The organism is Actinomyces provencensis (assembly GCF_900155435.1).
In the GTDB taxonomy this organism is placed as follows: domain Bacteria; phylum Actinomycetota; class Actinomycetes; order Actinomycetales; family Actinomycetaceae; genus Pauljensenia; species Pauljensenia provencensis.
This window is the reverse complement of the sequence record NZ_LT700212.1, coordinates 1167873-1184902: the sequence shown is the minus strand read 5'-3', so window position 1 is coordinate 1184902 and position 17030 is coordinate 1167873. Positions and strand designations below refer to the sequence as shown.

Annotated in this window: 14 protein-coding genes and 5 pseudogenes; 10 read left to right on the top strand and 9 right to left on the bottom strand. The window is 68.3% G+C overall.

The window, feature by feature from the left end:
- Nucleotides 1–90: 90 nt before the first annotated feature.
- The 3 genes and pseudogenes from BQ9890_RS05205 to BQ9890_RS16200 form a co-directional block, all read left to right on the top strand.
- Nucleotides 91–942: an SDR family NAD(P)-dependent oxidoreductase gene (locus BQ9890_RS05205; protein ID WP_075892760.1), complete on the top strand. Its 852-nt coding sequence runs from the start codon at nt 91–93 to the stop codon at nt 940–942.
- 59 nt (nt 943–1001) lie between these two features.
- Entirely contained in the window at nt 1002–1814 is an 813-nt protein-coding gene (locus BQ9890_RS05200; protein WP_075889893.1) for an enoyl-CoA hydratase/isomerase family protein, read from the top strand.
- A gap of 240 nt (nt 1815–2054) precedes the next feature.
- Nucleotides 2055–2333, top strand: a pseudogene (locus BQ9890_RS16200) (transposase family protein); the annotation flags it as partial.
- A 51-nt stretch (nt 2334–2384) separates the two neighbouring features.
- On the opposite strand, the pseudogene tcmP reads toward BQ9890_RS16200, so the two are convergent.
- Both tcmP and BQ9890_RS05185 read right to left on the bottom strand, forming a co-directional pair.
- Nucleotides 2385–2708: pseudogene (gene tcmP, locus BQ9890_RS16840) on the bottom strand (three-Cys-motif partner protein TcmP); the annotation flags it as partial.
- A gap of 72 nt (nt 2709–2780) precedes the next feature.
- Nucleotides 2781–3014: pseudogene (locus BQ9890_RS05185) on the bottom strand (transposase); the annotation flags it as partial.
- A 2-nt stretch (nt 3015–3016) separates the two neighbouring features.
- On the opposite strand from BQ9890_RS05185, the pseudogene BQ9890_RS05180 reads away from it, so the two are divergent.
- Nucleotides 3017–3292, top strand: a pseudogene (locus BQ9890_RS05180) (ISL3 family transposase); the annotation flags it as partial.
- A 57-nt stretch (nt 3293–3349) separates the two neighbouring features.
- A complete protein-coding gene (locus BQ9890_RS05175; RefSeq protein WP_075892758.1) occupies nt 3350–3625 on the top strand; it encodes a ribbon-helix-helix domain-containing protein in 276 nt (91 codons plus the stop codon).
- Nucleotides 3626–3662: 37 nt separating this feature from the next.
- Here BQ9890_RS05175 and BQ9890_RS05170 read toward each other — a convergent pair.
- Nucleotides 3663–4929: pseudogene (locus BQ9890_RS05170) on the bottom strand (IS256 family transposase).
- Nucleotides 4930–5429: 500 nt separating this feature from the next.
- A complete protein-coding gene (locus BQ9890_RS05165) occupies nt 5430–5837 on the bottom strand; it encodes an arsenate reductase ArsC (protein WP_075889888.1) in 408 nt (135 codons plus the stop codon).
- A gap of 337 nt (nt 5838–6174) precedes the next feature.
- Between BQ9890_RS05165 and BQ9890_RS05160 the strand changes: the two genes are divergently transcribed.
- Nucleotides 6175–7038 carry an NAD(P)-dependent oxidoreductase gene (locus tag BQ9890_RS05160; RefSeq protein WP_075889886.1) on the top strand — a complete coding sequence of 288 codons (864 nt, stop codon included), beginning with the start codon at nt 6175–6177 and terminating at the stop codon, nt 7036–7038.
- A gap of 87 nt (nt 7039–7125) precedes the next feature.
- Here BQ9890_RS05160 and BQ9890_RS05155 read toward each other — a convergent pair whose 3' ends face one another.
- From BQ9890_RS05155 to BQ9890_RS05145, 3 genes are all read right to left on the bottom strand, one after another.
- A complete protein-coding gene (locus BQ9890_RS05155; RefSeq protein ID WP_075889884.1) occupies nt 7126–8013 on the bottom strand; it encodes a hypothetical protein in 888 nt (295 codons plus the stop codon).
- Nucleotides 8014–8211: 198 nt separating this feature from the next.
- Nucleotides 8212–9549 (bottom strand): MFS transporter, encoded by a 1338-nt coding sequence (locus BQ9890_RS05150; protein ID WP_078062241.1) that lies wholly within the window; start codon nt 9547–9549, stop codon nt 8212–8214.
- Complete coding sequence (locus BQ9890_RS05145) at nt 9497–10033, bottom strand: MarR family winged helix-turn-helix transcriptional regulator (protein ID WP_075889882.1); 537 nt, start codon at nt 10031–10033, stop codon at nt 9497–9499. The genes BQ9890_RS05150 and BQ9890_RS05145 overlap by 53 nt, the downstream gene beginning before the upstream one ends.
- A 204-nt stretch (nt 10034–10237) precedes the next feature.
- Between BQ9890_RS05145 and BQ9890_RS05140 the strand changes: the two genes are divergently transcribed.
- Both BQ9890_RS05140 and BQ9890_RS05135 read left to right on the top strand, forming a co-directional pair.
- Complete coding sequence (locus BQ9890_RS05140; RefSeq protein WP_075892754.1) at nt 10238–10588, top strand: DUF2200 domain-containing protein; 351 nt, start codon at nt 10238–10240, stop codon at nt 10586–10588.
- A gap of 53 nt (nt 10589–10641) precedes the next feature.
- A complete protein-coding gene (locus BQ9890_RS05135) occupies nt 10642–11082 on the top strand; it encodes a hypothetical protein (protein WP_075889880.1) in 441 nt (146 codons plus the stop codon).
- Between the two features lie 1355 nt (nt 11083–12437).
- On the opposite strand, the gene chrA is transcribed toward BQ9890_RS05135, so the two are convergent.
- Complete coding sequence (chrA, locus tag BQ9890_RS05130; protein WP_075889878.1) at nt 12438–13685, bottom strand: chromate efflux transporter; 1248 nt, start codon at nt 13683–13685, stop codon at nt 12438–12440.
- A complete protein-coding gene (locus BQ9890_RS05125) occupies nt 13675–14376 on the bottom strand; it encodes a Crp/Fnr family transcriptional regulator (RefSeq protein ID WP_043536709.1) in 702 nt (233 codons plus the stop codon). The genes chrA and BQ9890_RS05125 overlap by 11 nt, the downstream gene beginning before the upstream one ends.
- 244 nt (nt 14377–14620) lie before the next feature.
- On the opposite strand from BQ9890_RS05125, the gene BQ9890_RS05120 reads away from it, so the two are divergent.
- Together BQ9890_RS05120 and BQ9890_RS05115 are read left to right on the top strand one after the other, a co-directional pair.
- Nucleotides 14621–14863: a heavy-metal-associated domain-containing protein gene (locus tag BQ9890_RS05120; RefSeq protein WP_075889876.1), complete on the top strand. Its 243-nt coding sequence runs from the start codon at nt 14621–14623 to the stop codon at nt 14861–14863.
- A 55-nt stretch (nt 14864–14918) separates the two neighbouring features.
- Nucleotides 14919–17027: a heavy metal translocating P-type ATPase gene (locus BQ9890_RS05115; RefSeq protein ID WP_075889874.1), complete on the top strand. Its 2109-nt coding sequence runs from the start codon at nt 14919–14921 to the stop codon at nt 17025–17027.
- Nucleotides 17028–17030 lie beyond the last annotated feature (3 nt).

Here is a 17030-nt window from a genome sequence, read left to right as displayed (position 1 = left end):
CGTCGGGGGCGACCGATGTGGGTCGCCCCCGGTGGCAGCACGACCCGGCCGCCGCAGGCGGCCGGCCACCCAATGAAGGGATGTGTGGACATGAAGGACTACTCAGACAAGGTCGTCGTCGTCACCGGCGCCGCCAACGGCATCGGGGCCGAACTGGCACGGCGTTTCGCAGGTGCGGGGGCGGCGCTGGCTCTCTACGACATCGACAAGGAGCATCTGGAGGCGATCCGTCAGGAACTGGTCGCTGCTGGGAGTACTGTGCTCGCGGTGCCCGGGGACGTCGTGGACGCCCCGGCCGTGCGCGCCTTCGCGGACCGGGTCTTCGGGGAACTGGGGCGCGTCGACGTGCTCTTCAACAATGCCGGCGTCATCTCCGCGGGCCTCCTGTGGGAGGAGCCCCTGGAGGACTGGGACTGGCTGCTCGGTGTCAACGTCAAGGGCCTGGTCAACACGATCGCCGCATTCGTGCCGCGCATGAGCGAGCAGGGCTTCCCCTCCGACATCGTCGACACCGCCTCGATCGCGGGACTCCTCACGGTGGAGAACTCCCCGGCCTACGTCGCCTCCAAGTTCGCGGCGCTGGGCATGACGGAGGTGCTCGACCTCCAGCTCCAGACCACCCACTCACCCGTCAAGGCGCACGCGGTGTGCCCGGCGGTCGTCCAGACGGACCTCGCGCGGTGCAACGAACACCGCGACCAACCCGGGTTCGACCCCTCCGACCACCCCTACCTGCAGTCCGAGGACTACCAGAAGCGCTGGGCCGTGGTCGAGGGCTCCCTGCCCTACGGGCTCCCCGTCGCCGAGGCGGTCGACACGATCATCCGGGGGGTCGAGGACGACACCTTCCTCATCCTCACCCATCCGGCCTACAACCCTGCCATCGCGGGCCGGGTGCAACTGCTGCTCAGTGGGGCGCACCCCCAACTGGTCCAGCGCTGAGGCCCCGACATCCCGGCCGGGTTCCGGCCGGACTCCAGTCACGGATGAAAGAAGCACACATGTATCCCTATGAGAAGACCTACGACCACGTCGTGACGGTCGACCTGGACCACGAGTCACACATCGCCACGGTCACCCTCGACTCGCCCGAGAACCTCAACCGGTTCTCCGAGCAGCTCATCGACGAGCTCTCCGCCGCCATCGACCAGATCCGCGTCGACCGGGAGATCCGCGTCGTCATCCTGCACGGCACCGGACCCGTCTCCTTCGGGCCCGGGGACCTGTCCGTCCTCAAGTCGAAGTTCGCGGTCTCGCTGCCCGCCGGGCGTCAGGTCATGACCGAGATCGGTGAGCTGATCCGCGCCATGATGTTCATGCCGCAGCCGGTGATCGGTGTGGCGGAGGGACAGTGCCTGGGCGGGGGCTGCAACTTGCTGCTCAGCACCGACCTGGTGATCGCCCAGGAGTCGGCCGTGTTCCACGAGCTCTTCGTCAACTACTCGATGAGCCCCGACACGGGTGGCCTGTGGGCCCTGCAGCGGCTCGTCGGTCCCATGCGCGCGAAGCAGCTCGCCATGCTCGCCGAACCCATCAGCGCGGCCGCCGCCAAGGAGTACGGGATGGTCCTCGACGTGGTGCCGGACGGCACCGCGATGGAGGCGGCCCACGACCTGGCCGTGCGGATCGCCGCGAAGTCGCCGGTCGGTGTCGCCCACACGAAGGCGATCTCGAACCACATGGAGGACTACACGCTGCAGACCTACTTCCAGGTCGAGGCCGACTACCTGTGTCTGGGAGCCCTCTCGTCGGACTTCCGTGAGACGAACATCGCGGCAGCCCAGCACCGGGAGCCCGAGTTCACGGGGGAGTGAGACCCGGAACGCGGCAGCGGTGGCCGCCCTCGTACAGGTGCACGAGGGGCGGCCACCGCGCTGTTGGGACCCGTCGTGGTGCTGCGCCACGGAGGACCGGGTCGGTGTCCACGGGAGCGCCCACAATGGGGCTCTTGTGACTGATCTGTGGGTGGTTGGGCGGGTCTGGACGGGTGCACGCCGTTCTCTCGTCTATGTTCCTGGCTTGTCGAGAGTCAGTAACGAAACAGGGAGAACGGCGTGCAGGAAACCACCCTATGGCGAGGGCTGCTGGGAGTCGAGAAGACCACGGTCGTCGAGCAGGTCGAGTATGACGCGGACGAGGGCATCGTGGTCGCGTCGGTGCGTGCGTCGGGGAAGCTGAGGCCTCGGTGCGGGAGGTGCGGCAGACGTGCTGCCCGTTACGACCTCGGTGAGGGGCTGCGGCGGTGGAGGGCGCTGGACCTGGGCCCTGTCCCGGTGTGGCTGGAAGCGGAGGCGCCGCGTGTGAAGTGTACTGAGCATGGGGTGATCGTCGCGCNCCAGATCAAGCACATGATCGACTTGCTCGATCGCCTCATCATTGTGCACTTCGATGTGCTTAAGTCGAGCCTGCTCTGCAAGACACTCGGCGAGCTCCTCGGCGTAGGCTGAGTTCTTTTCGGTGAAGACACAAGTGATCTCTCGACCGAATTTCTGAACCGTTGTCGCCATATCCAATGCAATGACAGGAGAACCCTTTTCACCATTGGAATAACGGCCCGGCCCCGCGAAGGCATCAAAGTAGACGCCTCGACCCTCTTCGCTAATTGAGCCCGTCTTCGAGAAGAAGATCAGCGGATACCGTGAGATGATCCCATGCTTGAAGACTGCGGCGGGCTTCTTATCCGAAAAGAACTCGGAGTTATTTGACATCAGAATCCACGATCAAGTCCCTGTTGGTGGTGTAAGTGTCTGTTGTTTCGTTTGGGCTGGTGGGGGTTGGTTTCAGGCTGTGAGGAGGTGGGTGGGGTCGGGGTGGTTGGGGTGGGTGAGTTGGTCAGTAAGGTCGCGCATGGAGGTCTCTGAGAGGTAGCGGCGTTCCCCGTATTGCCATTCCTCGTTTTGGTCTTGGAGGATGGCTCCGATGAGGCGGGTGGCGGAGGCGTCGTCGGGGAAGACTTGGACGACGTCGGTGCGGCGTTTGATCTCGCGGTTGAGTCGCTCGATGGGGTTGTTGGACNGAGCAAGCCATCGACGCACTGGAGCGGTGGATCTCCTGGGCCAGGCGATGTCGTATCCCCGCCTTCGTGAAACTCCAACGCTCGATCGTCAAACACCGCGAGAGGATCCTCGCCGCGATCGAGCACGGCCTCTCCAACGGACGCATCGAGTCCGTCAACACCAAGATCCGACTCATCACCCGCGTCGCGTACGGGTTCCGCTCACCCGACGCACTCATCGCCCTGGCCATGCTCACCCTCGGCGGCCACCGCCCCACCCTCCCCGGCCGACCATGACCCACGGAAGAGTCAGAAGCGCCCACAATGGGCTCGATTTCGTATGACATTGATGGCATGGCTGAGGAAGAGACGATCAACGGCGTTCCCGTCACCGAGGAACAGATCGCGGCCTGGGTGGACGGGGCCGAGACCGGGTTCGACCTCGAAGCGTTGAGGAAGCGGGGACGCGGACGGCCCGGGCGTGGAGCTGGGCCGTCACAGGTCGTCGCCCTTCGCCTGACGGTGGAAGAACTCTCTGCTCTTGATGCGCGGGCGAAGCGGGAGGGCAAGTCCCGCTCCGAGGTGATCCGAGAGGCGTTGGCCTCGATCAAGTCCCTGTTGGTGGTGTAAGTGTCTGTTGTTTCGTTTGGGCTGGTGGGGGTTGGTTTCAGGCTGTGAGGAGGTGGGTGGGGTCGGGGTGGTTGGGGTGGGTGAGTTGGTCAGTAAGGTCGCGCATGGAGGTCTCTGAGAGGTAGCGGCGTTCCCCGTATTGCCATTCCTCGTTTTGGTCTTGGAGGATGGCTCCGATGAGGCGGGTGGCGGAGGCGTCGTCGGGGAAGACTTGGACGACGTCGGTGCGGCGTTTGATCTCGCGGTTGAGTCGCTCGATGGGGTTGTGTGGTGCAGATCTTCTGCCAGTGGGGGCGGGGCTGGTCAGCGAAGGCGGTGAGGTCGACTTCGGCGTCGGTGAGCATCTGGGCGATCTGGGGGAAGGTCGGGGTCAGGGAGGCCACGACCTGGTGGTAGGCGTCCTTGACGGCCTCTGGGGTGGTCTGGGCGAAGATGGTGGCGATGAGGGCGTTGACGGGCTTGGAGCGGGTGGAGCCCAGGGTCTGGGTGACGTTGCGAGCGAAGTGGACGCGGCAGCGTTGCCAAGAGGCGCCGGTGAGGATGGCTTTGACGGCGTTCTTGATGCCTTGGTGGGCGTCACTGGTGACGACTTGCACTCCCAGTGGGTCAGTGTCGGTTGAGACCTTGAGGCCGCGCTCGCGCAAGGATCGTAGGAACTCCGTCCAGAAGTAGGTGGACTCACTGTCGCCGATCCTCATGCCCAGGATCTCACGCCTGCCCTGGGCGGAGACGCCGGTGGCGACCACGACCGCTTTGGACACGACATGGCCGGCGTGGCGGACGTCGACGTAGGTGGCGTCCAGGAACAGGTACGGGTACCACGTGTGGGACAGGGGACGGGTCAGGAACTCCTCGACCACGGAGTCGATGTCGGCGCAGATCCTTGAGACCTGGGACTTCGAGATGCCCGACTCGCATCCCAATGCCTTGACGAGCTCGTCGACCTTGCGGGTGGACACCCCGTTGATCCACGCTTGGCAGATGACGGCGTAGAGGGCCTTGTCGATCCGCTTGCGGGGGTTGAGGAGGCTGGGGAAGAAGGACCCCTCACGCAGCTTGGGGATGGCCACCACCACGTCTCCTGCCGGGGTGGACACCGTCTTGTCGCGACTTCCGTTGCGTCGGGTGAGGCGGGACTCGCTGCGCTCATAGCGCCCCGCCCCGATCTTGGTGGTGGCCTCAGCATCGATGAGGTCTTGGAGGCCCGCCTCCAACAGTCGACGGAACACGGCGTCTCCTGCAAGGCTCGGGTCGGACAGGACTTCACTGATCAAGGTGGACAGGGCAGACTGGTTGCGGGCCATCGTGGGAACACTCCTAGGATTCTTGGTCGAAACTCTGGACACCCACGATGGCCCACCAACACCCCAAGGATGCTCGCTGGCCTGCAGGAATTGCCACCACCCTAAGGGACTCCGCCTTGGCCTCAGCCTGAAGGTCTGGCCCGTGCGCCCACCCGCGCATCCGTCTGGGCAGGCGGATCGCACGTGCAGGGGAGCTCGAGGGGGATGTCTCCTTTCGCGAGTACTCACTTTTTGTGAGCGGTCTCCGGGCATGGAACCACCCCGCGATGCCTCGGGTCCTCGTGGAGAAGTGTGCGCTGCTCGGCGTGCCTGGTGCGGCGCCCTGGCACGCGTGCACGAGGGCGGGACGTACTACGTCGACTCCTTCGGACGAGTGCTGGTCGGCTGGCACGGGACGACGACCCCGCCGGCGGACATGGCCGGGTACCCGATGGTCCGCGTCGAGGGCAGCCGGGACTCTCGGCGGCAACCGTTTGGGGACGACTGAGGGACCGCCGCCGTCACCGGGTCTCCAGGTCTGAGATCAGCGCCTGGACCCGGGTCCTGATCTCGTCACGGATCCTGCGGACAGTCGCGATGTCCTGACCGGCGGGATCGTCGAGGTCCCAGTCCTCGTAGCGGGTGCCGGGGAAGAACGGGCACGTGTCCCCGCACCCCATGGTCACCACCACGTCGGAGGACTCCACGGCCTCGGCGGTGAGCACCTTCGGCTCCTCCGCCGTGATGTCAATGCCCTCCTCCAGCATGACCTCGACGGCGAGGGGATTGATCCGGTCGGCGGGGATGCTGCCCGCGGAGCGGACCTCGACGCGTCCTGCGGCGAGGTGTCGGAGGTAGCCCGCGGCCATCTGGGAGCGCCCGGCATTGTGGACGCAGACGAAGAGGACAGACGGCTTCCTTCCGGACATCGCGGTCTCCCTCCACTAATAAGTGCGAGCAGGTGTTCCCCACCCTATGTGTCGCGCCGTGGTGATCGAGACGTGAGTGCGATCGACTGGCCGAGGCTCACGCCCCAGGCCCTGCAGACGTGGAGGGATCACATCACCGTGAGCCATGAGGACGACACCCACCAGATCATCAACTGACCCCCGGGGCGGCCGTCGCCAACGGAGATGCGCGGACGCAACCTCCCCTTGCTTCCCGGACAGGCCACCGATACCACCCGGCCAGCACGCCGACCACGCGGCACAATGGACGTGGCCGCCGGAGTCCCCGGCCGCCGGACTGTACGGATGGGAGACGGACATGGGTGCACGCATCGCATTCCTCGGACTGGGTCGCATGGGACGGGAACTGGCCACCCACCTGGTCGAGGACGGTCATGACGTCACGGTGTGGAACAGGACCGCGAGCAAGGCCCAGCCCCTCGTGGACAAGGGGGCGACCCTGGCCCCGACCCCTGCCGCAGCAGTGGCCGACGTCGACGTGGTCGTCACCGCCTTCTTCGGACCCACCGCAGTCCAGGAGGTCGTCCTCGACGCCGACCTGCCGATCGCCGCAGGGACACTGTGGATGGACGTCAGCACGGTCTCGCCCGACGACGCCACCTCCTACGCCGAGTGGGCCGCTGCCCGCGGGATCCGCTTCGCCGCCACCCCCGTCATCGGCACGATCGCCCCGGCCCGCGCCCGCACGCTGGGCACCGCGGTCGGCTCCCCGGACGCACCGACGAGGGCGGAGGCGTGCGACATCGCGCGGTCATGGTCCAGCGAGCAGGCCGGAGGGTGGATCCGGCAGTACCCGACCCCTGCTGGTGCCGAGGTCGCCAAACTCATCGCCAATGTCGGCATCGCCACCGCCACGGAGGGCATCCGCGAGGCCCTGCGCATCGGGCACGGTGGGGGACTGACCACCGAGCAGGTCATCGACGCACTCCAGGGCTCCATGCTCGAGAAGCAGGTCAACGCCAAGCGCGCCCTGCTCCTGGGAGCCGACTTCTCCGACACGGCCTTCTCCGCGAACCTCCTGGCCAAGGACATCCGCCTCATGCTGGGTGTGGCCGACGGGGCCCTGCCCGCGGCCACGGCGTTCCTCGACGCGCTCACCACCGTCCAGCGCACCGGTGACGGCGAGGACGACTTCACGGCTGCCCTGCGCCACGACGTGTGAGCCACTGACTCCGAGAACTGACGGCGTGCCCGAGGCGTTCCCGTGTCGACGTCCCCGGGGCACCCGGGGCCCGTGGCCCCACCTGCGCTACTGGTCCCTGCGGGTGGTGGTGCCGTCCCCGAACAGGTCCTTCGAGGTGCGCATCACCGAGCCGTCGTCACCCCGGGTCGTGTACCCGTCGCCGAAGAGGTCCTTGGTGGTGTGGTAGGTGGTGCCGTCGGACCCATGGGTGGTGGTCCCGCCACCGAAGAGGTCGCTGGTGGTGTGGTAGGTGGTGCCGTCGGACCCGTGGGTCGTCGTGCCACCGCCGAAGAGATCGCTGGTCGTGCGGTAGGTGCTCCCGTCCGACCCGTAGGACGTGGTCCCGCCCCCGAAGAGGTCCCTGCTCGTGCGGTACGTCGTCGCACCGCCGTACCCGAACCCCGCCCCCACGGGGCCCGCGGACGCGCCGGACCCGTACAGGGAGGAGCCTCCGGTGTAGCCCGAGCCGACGTAGCCCCCCGACGCCCGTCCCGGCGGAGTGGGCTTGCCGAACAGCACGGTGAGGAGGACGAGGGCGGGAATGGCCCACACCCCGCCCATGATGATGGTGCGCTGGTGGTCGAGGACGTCGGGGACGAATCCCCTGACGATCACCAGGACGACGGAGACCGCAGCGGCCCACACCACCGAGGCGATCATGGACGCGACCGGGATGAGGACGGCGGAGACCAGGTGGAGTCCCGTCCCGCGCTCACCGGGGAGCAGGGCCCGGACGACCCCCACCGCGAGACCCACCAGGGCGCCGCTGACTGCACGCGCCCTGAGCAACTCGATGAGCTCACCGTTGCCCATCGGGGAGCCCCCGGTGCTGAAGTCGATGGAGGAGAACACCGCGACGCAGAAGGTGACCGAGACGGCCATGAGGGCGCCGAAGACGGTGTAGGAGATGACCAGGAGAATGCTGCGGCCCACGCCGCGATTCGTGACTGCCATGACTTCGTTCCTCACCGACCTGGGGAGTCTGCCCCCTGCACAGGACCTCGACAACGGTCCTGCCTGCATTCTTGGGTCAGGGGACGACCCAGTCAACCACCGATCCCACGGGTGACCACTATCAGGTCAGGGAAGTGCCCCTGCGAGGAGAGGCCCCTGACCTGTCCGCCCTCGTCGCGTCCGTCCGCCCTCGTCGGGTCAGTCCGCCCGGGCGACGATGTCGGCCTCGGCGAAGGCGGCCTCGCGCGGACGACTCACCCGCAGGTGGTCGGCAGTCATGAGGCCGATGGTGACCAGCACCGCGAGGGCAGCCGCCACGTACGGTGCCTGCGCCCCGAAGGCGTCACTGATCGGGCCGGACAGTGTCGGCCCCATCGCACCTCCGACGAAGCGGACCCCGGAGTACGCGGAGGAGGCGATGGAACGCGGCAGGTCGGTGGCCTCCATCGCGGCCTCGGTCATCGCGGTGTTCGTGATGCCGACCAGGCCACCGCCGATGATCGTGGCCGTCACTTGGATCGGGAGGCTCGCGGGGAAGAGCGTGAGGACCGCGAGGGTCAGGGTGATGGCCACCAGTGTCGCCATGATCGTCTGGCGCAGGCCCAGGGTGCGTGTCAGGCGAGGTGCGATGAGGATCGAGCACAGGGCCAGCAGCCCACCCCAGCCGAAGAAGACCAGGCCCAGGTCCATCGGCGTGAAGGTGCGTCCGTTCAGGGTGGCGGCGTTCTCCACGGGGAAGGGCGCGTAGGCCAGCATGATGAAGTACGCGAAGTTGTAGAAGAGCGTGGCGGTCAGCAGGAGGCGGAACTCATGGTGGCCGAGTGCCCGGAAGGGTGCGGCGAGGTCCGTGCGGGGCCCGCGCGGCTCGTGGGTGGGCAGGAACACGGCGATCGAGACCAGGGCGATCGCCATGAGGGCCGCGGTCCCCAGGAACGGACCCCTCCAGGAGATCCCGCCGAGCAGGCCGCTGGCCATCGGGCCCAGCGCCATGCCGGCGCCCATCGCGGCCTCGTAGAGCATGACGGCGCGGCGTGAGTCGGAGGTGGAGCCGATGATCGCGGCCAGGGCGGTGGAGACGAAGAGCGCATTGCCCACCCCCCAGCCGCCGCGGAAGCCGATCACCCAGGAGACGCTGGGGGAGGAGGCGCAGGCCAGTGCGAAGACGACGATGAGTCCGAGGCCCAGCAGCAGCGTGGTGCGCCGCCCGATGCGTGAGGACACCCAGGAGCTGAGGAACATCACGAGCGCCGTGACCGCCAGGTAGGTGGAGAAGAGGAGTTCCGTCTGGCCCGGCGAGGCGTTGAGGTCCTGGGAGATGGTGGGCAGGATCGGGTCGATGAGGCCGATGCCCATGTAGGAGATGGCGCAGGCGAAGGCGATGGCCCACACGGCGGGGGAGATCTTCTCGGGGTGGGCTGTGCTCTCGGTGTCCCGGGGCGTGGCCGGTGTCGTGTGCTGGGTCGTGGTCGACCGGGTGGGGCCGTCAGGCGTCGCGCTCCCGGGTGTCGTCTGCTGGGGCGTGCTGGTCGTGGTCATGGGTGTCCTCGGTGATGAATCCGTGGGTGGCCCGCAGCATCTGTTGCAGGTCGTGCAGGGCCGGGGCCGCGGCGAGGATGGCGTCTCGGTCGGAGCGGGGGAGCCGGTCGACGACGGCTGCGACCTGTTGGCCGACGGCCTGCTCGAAGGCGCGGATGGTCCGTGACCCCTCGGGGGTGATGCTCAGGTGGGACACGCGGCGGTCCTCGGGGGAGTCGGTGCGTTCGATGAGGTGGTCGCGTTCGAGGTCGCGCAGCTGTCGCGTCGACGAGGACGGGGCATGTCCGTCCAGTCGCGTGAACTCACCGACCGTGAGGGGCCCGAAGGTCTCGACGACCTGGAGTGCCCTCCAGCGTGCGGCGCTGACCGGAATGCCGCCGAGTCGTTTGGAGAGTCTCTCGATGCGCCCGAGCATCAGCACCAGGCGGGCCCACTGGACGGGGTCCTCGTCGGACGCCGCCGGGATCTGTTCCTGTTCCTGCACGTGGGGAAAAGTAGCACGCTTTGCGTAGCATTTGAAGGGGGCGGTCGGAGGGTGGTCGCTCGTCCGTCGGCGGCCGTCCGCCGGAGGCTGGTCGGTGGATACCGACGACTTCAGCGGAACCCGGCCGTGGCCGCCCTCGTCCGCCTGATCCGCACGCACCCGCCCTCCCGCGCGGCCGAGGGGCCCCTCGGAGAGAATGGACCCATGGCGAAACCACGGATCTTCACCATCACAATGGCGCGCGTGTACCCGCTCTACGTCGAGAAGGCGGAGAAGAAGGGGCGCACACGCGCGGAGGTCGACCGCATCATCGAATGGCTGACCGGCTACACCCCCGACGCGCTCGCCGAGGAGCTCTCGGCGGGCACCGACCTGGAGACCTTCTTCGCCCGCGCGCCGTCGCCCAACCCCGCTCGCGACCGGGTCACGGGCGTCGTGTGCGGGGTGCGGGTGGAGGACGTCGAGGACCCGACGATGCGGGAGATCCGCCGCCTGGACAAGCTCATCGACGAGCTCGCCCGCGGACGCGCCATGGAGAAGATCCTGCGGGACTGAGGTCGACGGTGAGCGGTTTCCCGCAGACGACGGGAGTTGAGAGGGGAAAGCACATGAGCGACGATCACGTGGTCTCCACGATGTCGGCGTCGGACCTGGCGGCGGCGTTCGTCAGGCGACCGGGCATGTTCATCGGTGTCCCGGTCCGCTTCGACCGGGTGGTGGCCTGCATCCGGGGCTACATCCTCGCGGTCGAGGATGTCCGCGCTGCCCTGGCGCCGGGCCATGCGGGCGCGCACCACCCGGTCGGCCTCGAGAGCCAGTACCGCGACCAGCTCCGCGCCGAGGGGCGACTGCGGTGGGACCGGTGGGACCTGACCATCGTGGCTGATGCGATCGGCTGGGACCAGGAGGCGCCCCCTGTCCTCGACGATCTCAGCGAGGACCAGCACCGCGCAGCGATCTCCCAGCTCCGTCCCTTCCTGGAACGCGCGTTCGCGCTGCCCGGAGAGGTCGCGCTGGCTGTCAGGGCGGACATGTCGAGAACCGGTTGAGCCCTGCCCAGTGTGACCCCGGAGATTGACCCCCAAGGAACTCTCCTGCGTCGTCCCTCCCTGCGGGAGATGGCGCCGCGCCCATGGGTCTCACCCTGGACCATTGTTCTGCTGCCCTCGCTGAGCGCTACGGGCTCGGATCGACACACATGCATCGGGGCGAAGACGCGCTTGCCCACGTGGATCGCCCACAACACCTTCGAGGCTGCGCCCTGATGGTGGACACGTGACGTCGAGGGTGTCTCAGGGCGGAGTCCTGTGAGTCCTGTGAGTCCAAGGGGCCTACTCCCACCTGCGGGGATGCTGGCCACCTGTCGGTCTTCTTCGAGAGCCAGCAGGACGTCATCCACGAAGTCATCGCAGTGGAAGCGAGCGAAGAGGGAGGGGCCCTTGCGCATGAGGTTGAGGGCGAGCTGGCGCGAGGCAGTTTCCAGGTGCGTGGTCTCGTCCAGCCAGGAAGCCAGAGAACCTGCCACACCGCCGAAGACCTGGTCGACCGTTCCGACAGTCCGGTAGTTGTCAGAGAAGGTCAGCGCATCTTGTAGGTCGTGGGGCAGTGAACTGCGGGACACCACTCCATGCTCCATGTTGAGGAACCACCACAGCTGCCCGGACTCCCGGTCTTCCAGGACGACGAAGGTCTCAACGCGGCCGCAACTGAGACATGCCAGACGCTGGGACTGCCGGGAGCGCCCGGTGCTCGGCAATGCGGTGAGCGTCCAGAAACGTCCGTCCGTGGCGGAGGGCCACGCAATGACTCGGTCGACGTAGGTGCAGATGTCGGTGAAGACATCGGCGAACCCGCGGTGCTCCTGGAGTGCTGCGTACTTCTTCCGGGTCGCCCGGCGGCGTCGAGCAGTGAGCATTCGCAGATCATCAGGATGGGTCTGGGGTGCTCCCGCGGTCCAGGAGATCTGGATTGTGCGATCGACGACGGCATCGAGGACGGAGTCGCTCCACGACTGTGAGACAAGGACGATGTTGCGCAGGTGGTACCCCAGATCGCGCTGGTTCTGTATCAGCTGTCGCTCCGCGGCATCGAGGTCGCTGGACTGGACGGCGCAGAACTGCGCGCCGACTATGTCTGGATACGTGCGTGCATGGTCAGCGAAACGGCGCACCACGTCGTGGCTCTGGCCCACGTAGCGTTGCCCGTCGGCGAACTCGAGGACATAGATCCCGCACCGATCCTCGCCGGGCCTGAAGTGAGTGCTGAGACTGGTCCCAGGGCTGATCGCCCAGCGTGCGAACGCGCTGACATCCATGGTTCATTGTGCGTCACCCCGACGCCCAGTTCCCACAGATGATTGTTGGAATCCCTGTCCGCGCTGCGCGGTCGAGCCAACCGGTCCTGGTCAGTGCACCTGGCCCCAGGTGAGGCCCATGCCACTCACGCCGACCACGGCTCCCGCCAGTGCGCCGACCAGGACAGCGATCCAGGCCGGCCGCTTCCACACCACGAGCAGCAGCACACATCCCAGGGCGATGACCAGTGAGGGGAGCCCGGTGATCCCCGTGGTGATGATCGGGGTCCACCAGGCGGCGAGGAGGATGCCGACCACAGCCGCGTTGGCTCCCGCCATGGCAGAGCGGGCGACGGGGTGTGTCCTGACCAACTCCCAGTAGGGGAGCGCCGCCACGACCAGGAGGAGGCCGGGCAGGAAGATCGCGACCAGTGCCAGTGCGGCAGCCGCAGGTGCTGCCCCTGCGGGCTCCATGGCGAAACCCAGCGGGGCGGCCAGGGTGAAGAGGGGCCCCGGTATCGCCTGCGCTGCGCTGTATCCGGCCAGGAACTGCTCCTGGCTGATCGACGCTGCGATCACTGGTTCGCCCTGGAGGAGCGGGAGGACGACGTGCCCCCCGCCGAAGACCAGTGCTCCCGCCCGGTAGAACGCGTCGGCCAGGGAGACCCACTTGTCCTGGGTGTGGGCGGTGAGGACCGGCAGCGCCAGGAGCAGCACCACGTACACGCAGAGGGCAGCCAGTCCGGTGCGACGCGAGACACCCGCCTCGACGTGTGCGGCCTCGCGCCCGTCCTCCTCCCCACGCCACAGGAGTCCCGCACCCAGGCCCACGGCGAGGGCGCCCAGTTGCCCCAGGACGCCCGGGAGCGCCAGGGCCAGGCCTGCGGCGGTGACCGCGATGAGCATCCGCGGGACGTCCGGTGTGAGCGTGCGCGCCATCCCCCACACTGCGTGCGCGACCACCGCGACTGCCACCGCCTTGAGACCCATGAGGACCCCGTCGCCCACCACGCCCCCCAGGGAGACCAACCCGAGTCCCGCCAGCACCAGCACCAGGGCCGAAGGCATGGTGAAGGCCACCCAGGCGGCCAGTGCCCCCATCGCACCCGCACGTCGGAGGCCCAAGGCAAAGCCGACCTGGCTGGAGGCAGGGCCGGGCAGGAACTGGCACAGCGCCACCAGCTCGGCGTACTGGGTGTCACTGATCCACCGCCTGCGTGCCACGAACTCCTCACGGAAGTAGCCGATGTGGGCGATGGGCCCACCGAAGGACGTCACACCGAGGCGGAGGAAGACGCGGAAGACCTCGCGGGCGCCGGCATGCTCCGGGGCAGGCGGGGGGCCGCCCTCAGATGCCACTGGTCGCCCGCAGGGGGGTGGCCGCCCGCTCCAGTGCCGGGAGGTCCACGATCGAGATGTCGCGGCGGCCCTGCAGGGTGATGGCGCCGGAGGCGACGAGGGCGGACAGGCGCCGGCTCAGGGTCTCCGGTGTGGTTCCCAGATGGGCTGCGACCTCATGCTTGGCCATGGGCAGGTGCACCCCGGGCACTCCGTCGTGGAGGGTTGCGGGGAGGTCCAGGAGGTAGGCGGCCACCCGCGCACCCACGTCGCTGGAGGTCACGGCCGTGAGCAGGCGCTCCGCGGAGGCGAGGCGATCGGAGAGGGTGCGCAGCATCCGCTGGCTGATGTCAGGGTGTTCACGCAGCAGGGCGGACAGGTCCCCATGGTCCAGGACGCACATGCGGGAGTCCTCCAGGGCGACGACGGTGTTGTCGGAGAGCTCCCCGGTCAGGAACGCGCGTTCGCCCACGACATCTCCTTCGGAGAGGGTGCGCAGGACCTGCTCCTGCCCCTCAGCGGTCGTGCGACTGACCTTGAGGCGCCCGCTGTGGATGATGAGGACACGTGAGACCGGCTGGCCGGGGAAGACGACGGTCTGGCCCGTGCGCACCTGGAGGGGGCGGATGAATCCCGCCACCTGCAGTTGGTCCTGGCGGCTGAGCCCCTGGAAGATCGGGACGCGCGCCACGCAGAGTTCGCCGGGGGACATGGTGGGAGCCTATCGGAGGTGGGCGGGCCCGTGCACGGTCCTCACGTCCGGATGCCCTCTGGACCCAGGCGCGGACACCGACCACGGTGCCTCGGTGTCGCCCTGGTAGGGGAGGGGGTGCGGGTCGCCCTCGTCCGCCCGGGGCGAAGCCCCCGGGGAACTTGACCTGGGTCAAGGAAATGGCCGACGGGTGCACCTACCTTCGGGGTGTCAGACACGAAAGCCCACGAAAGGCACCTGCACCATGAGCACGCTCCACACCACCACCCCCACCCACACCGTCCTGCGGGCCCAGGGATTCTCCTGCCCCTCCTGCGTGGCCAAGATCGAGAAGCAGCTCCGTCGACTGCCAGGCGTCCAGGGTGTGTCGGTCCACTTCGCCTCCTCCCGGGTCGAGGTGGACCACGACCCCGCCCGGGTGTCGACCCAGGACCTGGTCGACGCCCTGGCCCACGCCGGCTACCCGAGCGCTCCGTCCGACCTCTGACCCCGCCCGCCGCCCCCCACTCAGCCGTGCCCAGACCGGAAAGGCTTCGGCAGCTGTGGAACAAGTCCGCCAGATCCTCAGGAACCGCTGGTTCATCCCCGCGATCTCCGCAACGCTCATCCTGACCGCCCTGCTCCTGCGCCACGCGGGCGGGGGAGTGGGGGCGGTGGTGCTGGGCCCCCGGTGGTGGCTGCCAAGCGCCGCAGATGTCCGAGCTCCCGAGGCTTTCACCCTGCCCGACCTGGTCATGGTCGCAGCCGCCGCGGTGGCGGGTCTCCCCGTCCTGGTCCGCGCGCTGCGTGCTCTTCGCGCGCACGTGATCGGCATCGACCTGCTGGTGGCGATCGCCGCGCTCGGTGCCCTGGCCATCGGCAGCTTCTGGGAGGCGGCGGCGGTGACCTTCCTCTTCGCACTCGGGCACGCCCTGGAGGACGCGACCCTGGGCCGCACACGCTCGGCCCTGACGCAGCTGGTCGCCCTGGCACCCCAGACCGCCACCGTCATCCGCCAGGGCTCCCCCCACCAGGTGCCCGCCTCCCAGGTGCACCACGGTGAGACAGTCCTGGTCAGGAACGGTGCGAGGATCCCGGTGGACGGCCGGGTCATCTCAGGCACAGGAGCGATTGACGAGTCCTCCATCACCGGGGAGTCGATCCCGGTGGAGAAGTCCGTCGGCGGACGCGTCTTCGCCGGGACGATCTGTCGGGGCGGCGTCCTGGAGGTGCGAGCCACTGGCATCGGCTCCGACACGACCCTGGCACGCATCATCCACCGGGTCGAGGACGCCCAGGACGCTCAGGCTCCCACCCAGACGTTCATGGAGCGCTTCTCGCGCTGGTACACGCCCGCAGTCATCGTCCTGGCATCGGCAGTGGGCCTGGCAACGGGGGACATCGCCCGGGCCCTCACACTGTTGGTGATCAGCTGCCCTGGGGCCCTGGTCATCTCCATCCCCGTGGCGGTCGTGGCCGGGATCGGGCGTGCGGCGCGCACCGGCATCCTCATCAAGGGCGGGGAGTACCTGGAGACCACGGCCCGGATCAGCGCCGTCGCCCTGGACAAGACGGGGACCCTCACCCAGGGGCACCCGCACCTGGAGGACGTCGTGGTCCTGGACCCCGCACGGGACGAGGGCGAGGTGCTGGGACTGGCCGCCGCCGCGGAGATCGGGTCGGAACACCCACTGGCTCCCGCGGTGCTGGAGGCTGCCCGCGCTCGCGGTGTGGGACCCGGTGGGCTGCCCGACCAGGTCACCCCCGTGCCGGGGGCGGGCATCATCGCCAGGGTCGGGGGCCGACGTGTCCTGGTCGCCAGCCTCTCCCTGCTGCCACGCCAGGGCGTGGAGGACCCGGGCGGTCGGGCGGCACGGGCCTGGGAGGACCTGGCCGCGCGTGGGCGCACGCCGATGGTCGTGGCCGTGGACCAGCAGGTCATCGGCGTGCTGGGCGTGGCAGACAGGGTACGCACCGAGGCCCCCCAGATGGTGGAGGAGCTGCGCCGGACGGGTGTCACACGCATCGTCATGCTCACCGGGGACGCCCGGCCCGTGGCCGAGGCGGTCGCAGCGGCGACGGGCATCACCGAGGTCCGGGCCGGGCTGCTGCCCGAGGACAAGCAGGACGCCGTCGCAGCACTGCGACACGACGGACACGTCATCGCGATGGTGGGCGACGGGGTCAACGACACTCCCGCCCTGGCCACCGCAGACATCGGCGTGGCCATGGGGGCAGCCGGATCCGCAGTCGCAGTGGAGACCGCAGACATTGCGCTGATGTCGCAGGACCTGCTCCGAGTGCCCCAGGCCCTGGGGATCGCGAAGCGGACCGTTCGCGTCATGCGTCAGAACATCGTGGTTGCCCTGGCCACTGTCGCTCTCCTGCTGGTGGGGGTGTTCACCGGTGGGGTCACGATGGCGCTGGGCATGCTGGTCCACGAGGCCTCCGTCCTGGTGGTCATCCTCAATGCCATGCGCCTGATGGGGGCCCGTGGTGTGCGGGGCTCCAGGAGCGCACACCGCCCCGGCCCCCGTGAGGACATCGAGCCCAGGGCGGAGTCGCGCGGGTTGGGGGTACCCCGCATGGAGAGCTACGCGCACGGGGGAGTTGGCGACGCCAGCCACGAACTGCACAACGTGCGCCCCAAGATGGCTGGACATCGCGAGTGAGAG